Annotated in this window: 8 protein-coding genes; all 8 read left to right on the forward strand. The window is 45.9% G+C overall.

The window, feature by feature from the left end:
- The first annotated feature begins 136 nt into the window (after positions 1–136).
- Positions 137–1708 carry a class I SAM-dependent DNA methyltransferase gene (locus AC53GJ_RS06380; RefSeq protein ID WP_496731705.1) on the forward strand — a complete coding sequence of 524 codons (1572 nt, stop codon included), beginning with the start codon at positions 137–139 and terminating at the stop codon, positions 1706–1708.
- Positions 1698–3083 (forward strand): restriction endonuclease subunit S, encoded by a 1386-nt coding sequence (locus AC53GJ_RS06385; protein WP_496731706.1) that lies wholly within the window; start codon positions 1698–1700, stop codon positions 3081–3083. The genes AC53GJ_RS06380 and AC53GJ_RS06385 overlap by 11 nt, the downstream gene beginning before the upstream one ends.
- Entirely contained in the window at positions 3080–4291 is a 1212-nt protein-coding gene (locus AC53GJ_RS06390) for a toll/interleukin-1 receptor domain-containing protein (RefSeq protein ID WP_496731707.1), read from the forward strand. The genes AC53GJ_RS06385 and AC53GJ_RS06390 overlap by 4 nt, the downstream gene beginning before the upstream one ends.
- Positions 4292–4432: 141 nt before the next feature.
- The gene (locus AC53GJ_RS06395) at positions 4433–5482 is read left to right on the forward strand and encodes a DUF4917 family protein (protein ID WP_496731708.1); all 1050 of its coding nucleotides are present in this window, start codon (positions 4433–4435) and stop codon (positions 5480–5482) included.
- Positions 5482–8196 carry an McrB family protein gene (locus tag AC53GJ_RS06400; protein WP_496731710.1) on the forward strand — a complete coding sequence of 905 codons (2715 nt, stop codon included), beginning with the start codon at positions 5482–5484 and terminating at the stop codon, positions 8194–8196. The genes AC53GJ_RS06395 and AC53GJ_RS06400 overlap by 1 nt, the downstream gene beginning before the upstream one ends.
- A complete protein-coding gene (locus AC53GJ_RS06405; RefSeq protein ID WP_496731712.1) occupies positions 8193–9524 on the forward strand; it encodes an McrC family protein in 1332 nt (443 codons plus the stop codon). Before AC53GJ_RS06400 ends, AC53GJ_RS06405 begins: the two co-directional genes overlap by 4 nt.
- Positions 9525–9539: 15 nt before the next feature.
- Positions 9540–12671, forward strand: a complete 3132-nt coding sequence (locus tag AC53GJ_RS06410; protein WP_496731713.1) for a type I restriction endonuclease subunit R — start codon at positions 9540–9542, stop codon at positions 12669–12671.
- Between the two features lie 104 nt (positions 12672–12775).
- Positions 12776–13771 carry a toll/interleukin-1 receptor domain-containing protein gene (locus AC53GJ_RS06415; protein WP_496731714.1) on the forward strand — a complete coding sequence of 332 codons (996 nt, stop codon included), beginning with the start codon at positions 12776–12778 and terminating at the stop codon, positions 13769–13771.
- The last annotated feature ends 43 nt before the right edge of the window (positions 13772–13814 follow it).

The following is a 13814-nucleotide window of genomic DNA, read 5'->3' on the forward strand; positions in this document are numbered from 1 at the left end:
CAAAATCCCAATTCGTTCAGGGATTAAGTTGCTAGCCTGTTGTTTCCAAATACGTTAAATTATCTGAAAACCACTGGCATCCTTGCCAGCTGAGACAGACGCGTGCGCGATGCTCGCGATAAGGAAATTCCCCACCATGCTCCAAGACATCAAAAAAACACTCTGGTTGACTGCTGACAAACTACGCGCCAACGTCGATGCAGCTGAATACAAACACATTGCTCTTGGTCTGATTTTCTTAAAGTTTATCTCTGACTCATTCTCAAGCCGTCAGGCGGAGCTGCGTAAGCGTTTGGCAGATAGTAACGATGAACTCTACTTTGCCGATGCAACTGCTGAAGATATCGATGCCGAGCTGGAAGACCGCGACTACTACAAATCGGCCAACGTGTTCTGGGTACCGGAAACCGCGCGCTGGGAAGCCTTACGCGCTAGCGCCAAGCAAGCCGATATCGGCAAGCGCATTGATGATGCGTTAGCGGCCATTGAGCTGGAAAACCCAAGCCTCAAAGGCATTTTAGATAAACGCTACGCCCGCGCCCCGCTGCCGGATGGCAAGCTCGGTGAGTTGGTGGATTTAATCTCCACCATCGGTTTTGGCGAAGACCAATCCAAAGCCCGCGATATCTTGGGCCAAGTGTACGAATACTTCTTAGGTCAGTTCGCCAGCGCCGAAGGCAAAAAAGGCGGTCAGTTCTACACGCCACAGTCTATCGTCAACACCTTAGTTGCCGTTCTCGACCCGCACCAAGGCAAGGTCTATGACCCATGTTGCGGCTCGGGCGGTATGTTCGTGCAATCAGAGAAATTCATCGAAGCACACGGCGGCAAACTGGGTGATGTGTCGATTTATGGTCAGGAATCCAACCCGACCACATGGCGCTTGGCAGCAATGAACCTCGCCATTCGCGGTATCGACTTTAACTTAGGCCGTGAACCAGGCGACACCTTTACCAAAAACCAGCACAGTGATTTACGCGCCGACTATATCCTCGCCAACCCGCCATTTAATATCAGCGACTGGTGGCATGGCAGTTTAGAAGGCGACCCACGCTGGGTGTATGGCAACCCGCCACAAGGCAACGCCAACTATGCTTGGTTACAGCATATGCTGTATCACCTAAAACCCACTGGCCGCGCCGGTATTGTGCTGGCCAATGGCTCGATGTCATCCAACCAAAATAGCGAAGGCGATATCCGCCGCGCCATGGTCGACGCCGACGTGGTGGAAGTGATGGTGGCACTGCCAGGCCAGCTGTTTTTTAACACCCAAATCCCTGCCTGTTTGTGGTTTTTAACCAAACAAAAAACCACCCGAAAAGGCGAAGTGCTTTTTATAGATGCCCGCAAACAAGGCAGGATGATTAGCCGTGTGCAAAGCGAGCTGGACCAAGCCGCCATTGACCGCATTGCCAACACCGCCAAAGCGTGGCGCGGTGAGTATATGTCGGGAGTAGAAGGCTTCGAAGAAGGTTATCAGGACATCGCCGGTTTCTGTCGCAGCGTGCCACTGAGTGAAATTGCCGAGCATGGCCACGTGCTGACGCCTGGCCGTTATGTTGGCGCAGAAGAAGTGGAAGATTGCGACGACGCCTTTGCTGACAAAATGACCATGCTCACTGAAAAGCTGGCCGAACAAATGGCCAAAGGCGCAGAGCTGGACCAGTTAATCCGGCAGAAGTTGGGAGGGCTGGGTTATGAGTTCTGAGTTGAATGAAACTGTATATGGTTTGATGCCTGCTGAACTTAAAAGAGCAAAGCTCGGCGAGCTATGTACGGAAGGTGGCGTTCAAACTGGTCCATTTGGCAGTCAGTTGCATAAAGAGGATTATGTCGAGGTTGGAACGCCTATCATCACGGTAGAACATTTGGGTGAAAACAGGATTGTTCACTCTAACTTGCCAAAGGTTTCCAGTGATGATTGTCTGCGACTTACCAAGTACACGCTTCGACAAGGCGACATTGTTTTCAGTCGTGTTGGCTCAGTCGACCGCCGTGCACTCGTGCAGGTTAGCGAAGATGGGTGGCTATTCTCTGGACGTTGTCTACGTGTTCGTCCGCGACAAGATGTGCTGGACAGTGAGTGGTTATCTTATTTTTTTGGCTTACCGTCTTTTAAGAACTATATACGCGGCATTGCGGTTGGCGCCACTATGCCTTCGCTAAACACAAAATTATTGAGTGACGTTCCTATTTATTTCCCACTTGTAGACGTTCAGCGTCAGGCAGCTCGCACGCTATCACTACTCGATAATCGTATTACCTTGCTTCGCGAAACCAACGTCACTTTAGAGACGATTGCGGAGACGTTGTTTAAATCGTGGTTTGTTGATTTTGATCCAGTGCACGCCAACGCAGGCACCCAAGCCCCCAGCTTGCCCCCAGAAATACAGGCCCTATTCCCAGCAACCTTCACCGACTCCCCCCAAGGCCCACTACCTGATGGGTGGTTTGCAACGGTCCTCGGAGATGTTTGTAAAAACAATGGTGGATTCATTCAAACAGGTCCATTTGGTAGTCAGTTACATGCTGAAGACTATGTATCTGTTGGCACACCAGTTGTAATGCCTAAAGATATTGTTAATCGCAGAGTTGAGCCTTTATCAGCAGCAAAAGTAGGCGAATCAGATGTATCTCGATTGGCGAAGCATCAACTACAACCTGGCGATATAGTTTTTAGTCGCAGGGGCGATGTAGAAAAGCATGCATTAATCGGAGCTATTGAGTCTGGGTGGATCTGTGGTACAGGATGTTTGCTGGTTCGTCCTGGCATGAAATGTCTATCGTCCTCCTTTATCTCAAGAGCTTTAGATTTACCAACGACACGCCAATGGCTCGTCCGTCATGCAGTTGGCGCTACGATGCCAAATTTAAACACAGGTATTCTGGCTGCAGTGCCAATCATCCAACCTAATCCAGATGTATTAGTTGCTTTTGATAAATTGGTCGGCGAAATTGATTTCGGAATTTCACACAATCTAGAGAAAATCAGAACCCTGATGCTTTTGAGAGACACATTATTGCCACGCCTCATATCCGGACAACTACGCCTGCATGCCACCGAACAAAAGGAGGCCCCGTGATTAAACTTCTCGTAAATGGAAAGCCATTCAACCCCAGTTCGTTTCAAGAGCAAATCATGAAACAAATTATGGAAGCAGCTGCTGAGCAATTGCGTGACGAAATAGGTGCTATTCGCCATCCTGAAACTGGAGAGTTCCCAACAATAGTTGTCTCAGCAACTTCCTTGGAAGATATGCAGTTACACATTGAGGGTTCACCTGAATTATTGGATTTGGTTAATACAAGATTAGGGACCGACTCTGAAATGGAGGAATCTGATTTGTCAGCAGAAAATTCAACGCCAAGAGTATTTCTCAGCTACACCTGGGATGACGGCGACATTGCTAAACAGATCGCTGAATCTTTAATGGCAAACGGAATCGATACATGGTGGGATAAATGGTGTATTTCTGCCGGTGACAGTTTTCGGCAAAAAATCGATGAAGGACTGGATGACTGTACACATTTTTTAGTCTTGCTGACCCCTAATTCATTGTCCAAACCTTGGGTCAATCAAGAAATGGATGCAGGGCTGATGCGCAAATTACAGACAAAATCAAAGTTTATTCCGGTCCGTTATCAGGTTAAGCCTGCACAGCTCCCTGCATTGTTGCAAGGTATGCATTCCCCGGAAATTGTGAATCCAGCTGTCGATATCAAGCAATTAATTAATGACATTCATGGTGTCAATAAAAAACCTGCGCTAGGTTCCCCGCCTGCCGTGGCTGGTAATTACCTGTTAAAAACGGGGTACTCTCCTGCGGCCAATACAATTGCCAAAATATTTGTCGAACAGACACAGCATGCACGTAAATTCGATCCACAAATGTCTTTACCTCACATAATTGAACTAACTGGTTTAACACGCGACGATGTGGTTGATGCAATTCATGAGTTATCCGGAATGATAACGATTCGTTATGCAGATCTAATTTATCCAGAGAGTAAATTGTTTACCGTGTTTGATTCATTCTGGATGTCGTGGAATCCAGCTGATGACGCGTTAAAAATAGCTGCAGATATGATCAATGACGCAGATTATCCAACAGATCCAGCCTTAATAGCTGCTCGGTATCAATGGGCTGCACGCCGTCTTAACCCCGCAATCGCGTATCTTGTCGACCGTAGTTTAATTCGAACACTTGAATATCACTCTCCTGGCAATTGGATATCAGCCCATTTAAGCAAAACTGACGCGACGCGCCGATATGTAAAGAGCCGGACGTGATTAGCTTGATTTCGTTAACGCAACAAGATATCAAATAATAAAGTATACATTTTATAAAACAGGGATGTCGGATGACAGAATTACAAGAGCTTGAAGTATCGCTGGGTCTGCTGGATGCTGTTGTTTATGAAGGTATTTTCTATGGCATTAATTGACTGGCTGGATGTAAAAGCCGATTTTAGTGACACATTAATTGTCGGCAATGGTGGAAGCCTCGCCCTAAGCAACAATTTCCAATATACACATCTATATCGTTTTGGCTGCGGAAAACATCTAATCAGTAGTAGGGCACAAAAGGTATTTGAACAGTTCGTTAAAGATAACCGTGATTTTGAAAGTGTCTTATACCGGTTATGGCAAACCGACTTTATTAACAAAAAATTCGGTGTAGCACCGACTCAACGTCAAAAAGTAAGAAAAGCATATACTGATGTACGCAGCGCACTCATAAATACTATCAAAGATGTTCATCCTGAGCGACGATCGCTTCAATACGATAAGTTACGAAATATCAGCAGGTTTATGGCTGGCTTTCAAACTATATTTAGCCTCAACTATGACCTGATCGTATATTGGGCACTACTTGATTCAGAGAATGTGGGTGAAACACGATTTACAGATGGCTTTGTGAAATCGCCAAATCGTAAGCAAACCAGCAGTGTTTCAAAGTTACTTTTTGAAATTGGCATTCAGCGCCAGTCTGTTCCGAAAAAAACTTCTGTTTACTATCCGCACGGCAACTTGGCGCTCTATCAAACCAAAGGTGGCGAAGAAAGTAAGCTTCTGAGCAAAGATGATGGTCTGATCAACACAATTACTAAGCGCTGGGCTGACAATGACGGCCAACCCTTGTTTGTATGTGAGGGCTCAGCCAAAGACAAAATAACCACGATTGCGAAATCCAAATACCTATCACACGTGTTTCAACAAGTGCTGCCCGAGAAAAAGGAAAGTGTCACCATTTTTGGTTGGGGGGTTGGCCAACAAGATACGCATATTCTGCAGCAACTTGCACTCTCTGGCTGCAAACGAGTGGCAATTTCTGTATATCCAATAGGGAAAACACAACAGCAAAAGGATAAAGAAATAGACTATATGCATGAAATGCTTAAAGAATATGCAGGTATTCAAGATGTAAATTTTTTCGACGCTACGAGTGCTGGCTGCTGGGCGAATGAGGTAAAAATATAATGCCTGTAAGTCGTGATGGATATAAAGAATACTTAACCGGTTTGTACAATGATAACAGTTTGCGCCGTTATTCAGATGGGTCAATTAACAGCTATTGCTCCGGTCTTAGCCATGTCAAAGAAGCGCTTGGCGTGGATATCTGGACCCTTGCAGATAAAAACAAAATTCGTCAGCTTGTTGCTGATTGTAGCCCGCACGGTTCTCATGCGGTAGTCGGCGCTTACGGCAATCAGACTGCATACAATGCATTAAAGCAATGGGCTGATTACGTCGCGAGCGAAGAGCCCACTCATCTTGTGTATTCCTTGTTGTGGGCTTCAGATCGTGTGCTGCGGGTGGATGGTCAAGGATCTGCCGAACTTATTACCGGTGCCGAGTTTTCGATAACTTGTGACCACAAACAGCCAGTAATCGGCGATACGGTTTATTTAATGCGATATGACCCAACACCAAAAGGCATTGTCGCAAAAGCCGTGGTGACGAAGCCCTCGTTTGATGCGCCCTATTGGAAGGACCAAACGAAAACCTGGCGCTACATCGGCATCAAAATCCTTGAAGTTCGGCAGACAGTAGCTGAAGGTTTACTGCCAAAAGTTTTGATTGAGCGAATTTGTGATCGGCATGAATCTGAATTTAAGCCATCGTTGCTTAAGCCGGGCGTACTAGTGCCAGTGGCAGTCGCTAAAGAGATAAACCGGATTTGGTCGAATAGCCAAGATGTGCATAGTCTTCGGCAGTTTATTGAGTGGACTCAGCAAGATGAAGTGTATTCGGGGGCAGAGTGGCTTCAGCAGTATCAGTCTCGGTTAAAGGAGGCAGAGCTGTTAAAGGTAGCTAATACGCAAATTCAAGACGAAGAACTCAAGTGGATTTGGGCTGACACTTTTAATGGCATCTGTAGTGTTGGTCTCGGAGCTCTGCGTCCTCAAGAATTCAATGATAACCTGCAGTTATTGCGGGATCTCACGAATTTAATTAAAGACAATCCAAGTGCAGAAACCTTAAAAAAAGTTTACGAGATATGGTCGAACGCAAAACGTGAAAAAAGGCTGTCGAGAAACTTATATTTACTTATCCATCGGGTGTTTGCGACATTTGCGCCAGGGCTTTATACAACATTAGTGAAGATAGAAGACGGCAAGTTAGTGTTAAAAACTATCAAAGATGAATTTTCTATAGATGTTGAGATTACTGACGATTGGACAGCCCAGAATACTTTTATCCTCCATAGTTTGCAGGATGCAGGGGTTGAAATGGAGAACATCGCAGCCAACAACGTAGCGGTTTGGCAGTTATACGAAGCTTTGGAAGCTCGCAACAAAGTGAAAAAACCAGGGGTTGTAGATGTTGACGAAATGCAACGAGAGAATCAGATGCCGCAAGATGAATCTGTGCAATTAAACCAAATCTTCTTCGGCCCACCAGGTACTGGCAAAACTTTCATCACTATGGAAGCCGCGGTGCGGGCTGCAGAACCGAGTTTCCGCTGGAATATCCGCGACGAGCTGAAGGCTAAGTACAAAAAATTAACCGATGCTGGCCGTATAGTGTTTGTGACTTTTCACCAAAGTTATAGTTATGAGGACTTTGTTGAGGGATTGACTGCCAGCAGCGATAGCGGGCAAATTCAGTATGCGCCGAAAAACGGTGTATTTAAAAAGCTGGTACAAAAAGCCAAAGACAACCAACACAGTGGTCAACAACCAATAAGCAGGTCTTTCGACCGCTGTTGGGAGCTGTTTTTGCAGCAGTTATCCAGTCAGACAGAAGGTGTGACGATCACTACCCGTCGTTCGACGTTTTTGATTACTGAGGTTGATGACAATACTATCCGGTTTGATAAAAGCGGTGGTGACTCGGTTCATTCACTATCCGTGACTACCTTACAAGCGGTCTTTAACCAACAGCGTGTGATTAAAGGTGGCTTACAGCCTTATTACGAAAGTTTGATAAGCCATATCAAAGCCTTGGGCGAGAAGCAAAGCACTGTGGCTGTCGAGCGTCAGAACTTTGTCTTGGTCATCGATGAAATCAACCGAGGCAATATTTCCCGTATTTTTGGTGAGCTGATTACGTTAATTGAACCGTCCAAACGATTAGGTGGCAGTGAGCCTTTAGAGGTGGTGTTGCCCCTCACTGGCGACAAGTTTTCGGTACCGGATAACCTCTATATTATTGGCACCATGAATACTGCTGACCGCTCATTAGCGGGGCTGGATTTGGCGCTGCGTCGGCGGTTTGATTTTATTGAAATGCCACCGCAGCCAGAACTGCTGGCCGAGGTGTTTGTTGAAAATGTGATTGACCTAGAGTTGATGCTTAAAACCATCAATGAGCGGATCAGTGTGCTTTTGGACAAGGACCACTGTATTGGCCATGCGTCATTTATGCATTTGCATCCGGAGTATCGCCCAGCAAATTCATTAGAGGCAGCAAATCTTGCTGAGTTAGCGCAGGTGTTTCAGCACAAGGTATTACCTCTATTGCAGGAGTATTTCTTTGAGGACTGGCAGCGCATTGCCTGGGTTTTGAATGACCAAAATAAAACGGCGGAGATTGCTTTTATTCGCAAGGTTGCCGGCAAACCAATTACAGAGTTGTTTAAATGCGTGTCACAAATCAAGGCGCGTGATCGCTGGGAGATAAACCAAGACGCGTTTAAGAGCATCAAATCTTATCAGCTGATTTATCAGGATGAGGTCATTACGGCATGAGTAATGCCGTTGTAGTGCGCGAATACGCCCGTCTCACTTTTGCTGAGCTGGCCGAAAATACGCTGGACCGCGCGCAGATCACAGCCAGCGCTTTTCGTTGGTTAGTCGAGCTTGGCCAGCAATTTCGTGCAAATGGCTTAGCCCTGTTGGAGCTTGATAATCAGCAGTGGTTACGGCTGGATAACTTTGTTGGGGTACTGGAATCACCCTGCGGGCAAGTGATTGAGATCCTGCCAAAACATCGAAGCGCAACAAATTGTATTGAAAGCGCCAGAAAGCTCTTATGCAAATTGATTTGTAACGCGCTTGATATTAATAGCCGTAATACCAGCCATGCCAGTATTGAGCGCTTTGATAGCGCCTTACCGGAATGGCTGATGCGGCAGTTTTTACAAGAACTGGACATGCTCTATAAGCGTGGGCTGCGCTTTGAATACCACCGAATTGAAGAGCAGCAACGGTTTTTACGGGGGCGCCTGGATGTGCAAAAACAACTGCGGCAACCACCAGGTCGTGAACATTTGTTTCATATTCAACATGATGTGTTCAGTGCTGACCGACCCGAAAACAGGTTGTTAAAAACGGCTTTACTTAAAATTTGTGTAACCACACAAGACAGCGAAAACTGGCGCTTAGCACATGAGTTACAAAGTTTGCTGCACGACTTACCGGAATCAACTGATATCACGCATGACTTCCATTGCTGGCAGGATATCCGCCTGATGGCGCATTACCAGGCGATAAAGCCATGGTGCGAATTTGTGCTCAATCAGCATATTCCGATGGCCGTGCAAGGCGATTGGCGTGGTTTAAGTTTGTTATTCCCGATGGAAAAGTTGTTTGAGAGTTATGTGGCCTCAGAACTGACGAAAGCTGTCGCGCAACAACCTGGCCAAGGCAATCATGTGCAGACTCAGCTTGCTTCACACTCGTTATGCAAGCACTTACAACAAGACATGTTCCTGCTCAAACCAGACCTTTCTCTGAGCCTTGGACTTGCCCGAGAGTCGACACAGCGTTGGATTTTGGATACCAAATGGAAGTTATTAGACGGCGCGGCCAAAGATGACAAATATGGGCTAAGCCAGCAGGATTTTTATCAGATGTTTGCTTATGGCCATAAATACCTAAATGGCCAAGGCACCTTAGTACTGATTTACCCGGCCTGGGATAAATTTCCGGCCAACGCTGAAACACTGCACTTCTCGTTTAGTCCAGACTTGCAGTTATTAGCGTTACCTTATGATTTAGAACATGAAAATGCCGCGAAAAACTTGATTTCATCGCTGCAACAAGGTATCAAACAGATTAGTACGGCAGCGGCATAAAAACAGGGACGAAGTATGACCGAAGATCAGTTAGAACAGGAAGTTTTGCAGTGGTTAACTGATACCGGTTATGCCCATGTTTCAGGGGTTGATCTTGCACCCGATGGTTCTGCTCCGGAACGGGCAGACTACGTACAGCCAGTCCTTATTGAACGACTTCGTTACGCTATTGCGCGAATTAATCCACAGGTTCCTTTGGTGGCGCGGGAAGATGCTATCAAGCAGGTGTTGGATTTAGGTATTCCGTCGTTACTCACAGCAAACCGCCATTTTCATAATTTGTTGGTGAATGGTGTGCAGGTGCAATATCAGAAGGACGGCGAAACTCGTGGCGATTTTGTTTATCTGATTGATTGGGAAAACCGCCAGGGCTTCAATGAATTTTTAGCGATAAACCAATTTACCCTCAAGGGACCAAAGCATACCCGCCGTCCTGATATTATTTTGTTTGTGAATGGTTTGCCGCTGGTGTTGCTGGAGCTTAAAAACCCAGCTGATGTGAATGCCAATATCTGGAAAGCCTATGACCAGATCCAAACCTACAAAGAACAAATCCCTGATGTGTTTCAGTACAACGAAATTCTTGTTATTTCCGATGGCTCACAGGCGCGGATGGGTTCTCTGTCCAGTAATGCTGAACGATACATGCAATGGCGCACCGTTGATGGAGTCAAATTAGATCCACTCGGACAGTTTAATGAACTGGAAACAATGATCCGTGGTGTATTTGCACCCGCCTATTTACTCGATTATTTACGCTTTTTTGTGTTGTTTGAAGATGACGGCACTTTGGTCAAAAAGATTGCCGGTTATCACCAATTTCACGCCGTGCGAGCGGCAATTGTTCAGGTGGTGACCGCTTCCCGCACCGATAATGTGTCGACGCAAAAAGGCAAAGGCGGCGTGGTCTGGCACACCCAAGGCAGCGGTAAAAGTATTACCATGACCTGTTTTGCTGCGCGTGTGATGCGTGAAGCGGCGATGCAAAACCCGACAATTGTGGTCATTACTGACCGCAATGATCTTGATGGCCAACTGTTTGGCGTGTTCTCGTTAGCACAAGATTTACTGCGAGAGCAGCCGGTGCAGGTTGAAACACGCCAAGACCTAAGAGCCAAACTCGCCAACCGGCCCTCTGGCGGTATCGTGTTTGCCACCATTCAAAAGTTCGCACCAGGCGAAGATGAGGACGTATTTCCGCTCTTGTCTGACCGGCATAACATTGTGGTGATTGCTGACGAAGCACATCGTACCCAATATGGTTTTGAATCCAAGCTCAAAGAAAAAACCTCGCATTCAGCCACGGGTGAAGTGACTGGGAAATACCATGTCTACCAAGTCGGTTATGCCCAACATTTGCGCGATGCACTGCCCAACGCGACCTTTGTCGCTTTCACCGGTACTCCGGTTTCTAGTGAGGATCGTGACACCAGGAATGTGTTTGGTGATTACATCCATGTTTACGATATGCAGCAAGCGAAAGAAGATGGAGCGACGGTGGCCATCTACTTTGAATCCCGGTTAGCCAAACTCAGTTTAAAAACCGAAGACTTGCCGCAAATTGATGAAGAAGTGGATGAGCTGGCTGAAGATGAAGAAGAACAAAATCAAAGCAAGCTGAAATCAAAATGGGCGGCACTGGAACGAATTGTTGGTGCAGAGCCACGTATTGCGAAAGTTGCCGCTGATTTGGTGGCGCATTTTGAAGAGCGCAATCAAGCACAGCAAGGCAAAGCGATGGTTGTGGCGATGAGCCGCGATATCTGTGCCCATCTCTACAATGAAATCGTCAGGCTGAAACCAGAATGGCATGATGAAGACCCTGAAAAAGGGGCCATCAAAATTGTGATGACCGGCTCGGCAAGTGATAAAGCATTATTGCGTCCGCACATCTATTCCAAGCAGGTTAAAAAGCGACTGGAAAAGCGTTTTAAAGATCCAAAAGATCCACTGCAACTCGTGATCGTGCGGGATATGTGGCTGACTGGTTTTGACGCCCCTTGCGTGCATACGTTGTATGTTGATAAGCCGATGAAAGGCCACAATCTCATGCAGGCGATTGCCCGGGTAAACCGCGTATTTAAAGACAAACAAGGTGGTTTGGTCGTTGATTACATTGGTATCGCCAATGAGCTGAAATCGGCTTTAAAGGAATACACTGCCAGTAATGGCCGCGGTAAGCCAACAGTCGATACGGCCGAAGCCTGGGCGGTGCTAGAAGAGAAAATCGATATCCTGCGTGGCCTGATACACGGCTTTGACTACAGTGATTTTGCAAAAGGCAGTATGAAATTACTTGCTGGTGCTGCCGATCATATCTTGGGCTTAAAGGACGGTAAAAAACGGTTTGCTGATAATGCGCTGGCCATGAGTAAAGCGTTCAGCCTTTGCTGCACCATGGATGAAGCCAAAGCTGTCCGTGATGAAGTGGCATTCTTGCAGGCAGTTAAAGTGATTCTGACGAAGAAGGATGTGTCGGATAAAAAGCGTAGCGATGAAGAAAAAGAGCTCGCTATCCGGCAAATCATCGGTCAGGCCATTGTGTCCGATCAGGTGGTCGACATCTTTGCAGCCGTCGGTTTAGAAAAACCGAATATTGGCCTGCTGGACGATGAATTCTTAGCGGAAGTGCAAAACCTGCCCGAGAAAAACCTGGCAGTTGAACTACTTGAACGGCTGCTTGAAGGCGAGATTAAGTCGCGCTTTTCGACCAATATTATTCAGCAAAAGAAGTTTTCAGAACTCCTCAGCAACGTCGTCACCCGTTACCAGAACCGCAGCATTGAGACGGCGCAGGTGATGGAAGAACTAGTCGAAATGGCCAAGAAATTTAAAGAAGCCGCCAAGCGCGGTGAGCAGTTGGGACTGTCTGATGACGAAGTGAAATTCTACGACGCATTGGCCAACAACGAAGCCGCTGTGCTGCAGCTTGGTGATGAAACCCTGAAAAAAATCGCCCATGAGCTCACCGATAACCTGCGCAAAAACATCACCATCGACTGGAGCAAACGCGAAAGCGTGCGCGCTAGTTTGCGTTTGATGGTTAAACGGATCTTGCGTAAGTATAAGTATCCACCGGATTTGGCTGATGACGCGGTGCAGTTGGTGTTGGCGCAGGCGGAGAGCCTTGGGGAAGAGTGGGTTTAGCGACATAGCCGACGCTCAAATAAAATATTGAAAATGTATTAAATCAGGTGCTTTTAGGTATGACGACTCAATAAAGCTAGCGGTATTTCTGAGGTGACAGTTTTATGCTAAAAATAAAACGCGGTAGTGTATTTGATGAAAAATGTGACTTAGTAGTATTACCATGTAGTTCAGTAGGTTCTGTGACTAGTTGGGTTGAAAGTGAAATTGTACAAAATAATTTGCCTTTTCCGAGTGAGCATATGCCATTTGGAAGTCTACGAGCGCAATCAACAGAAGCTCGGTATGCAAAAGCAGATTTTGTAGGGTATGCAGCATCTGTAAATCCGAAAATTGTTAGATCAGAAATTTGGGTAATCGAAAAAATATCTTTAGATATTGTTAGGTTTTGCAATGAAAATAACTGTTCGATTGTAAACATCCCTTTGCTTGGCACAGGTGCGGGCGCGCTAGATCCTGAAGATGTATATGAAGTTTATCAAAGAGTTTTTAGTAACGAAGCACTTAGCGTTAATGTATATGTTCCTGACAAAAGAGTATTTCATATTCTATCTGACAGAAACTTAAATGAGAATCCGCACGATGATAGTGTAATTGAACATCCTCGCGTATTTATTTCATACTCTTGGAAAGATGAATCTATCAAAAATTGGGTTTATGAACTCGCATTGAGACTGTGTGAAAACGGCGTCGACGCTCGTCTTGATAGATTTCATTTAAGGCCAGGTATGGACTTGCCACAATGGATGACTAACGAGCTAATCAAAGCAAGTAAAGTTCTTCTAATTTGTGACTCGCATTACGCAGAAAAGGCAGACATGAGAAAAGCTGGTGTAGGGTGGGAAACCATGATTATCCAAGGCGACATGATGCTTCAAGGGGAGATGAATACAAAGTATATTGTAATTGCTTGTGGTGATTTTGAGAAGAATACTCCTATTTACATGAAATCCAAACTTGCAATACCTAAGTTAGATATTGATTCGGATCTAAGCACATTACTACTTCATCTATTTGAAATTGATTCTGCACCGAAACTTGGCGAAGTTCCGGCATGGATTAAAGAAAAAGTGAAAGGGAAAAGGGGAGCAAGTAATTAAATTCCACTTCAAATGCTATAGCATTTGTGCTTCACCACAACAT

Source organism: Rheinheimera sp. B2H12 (assembly GCF_059620065.1).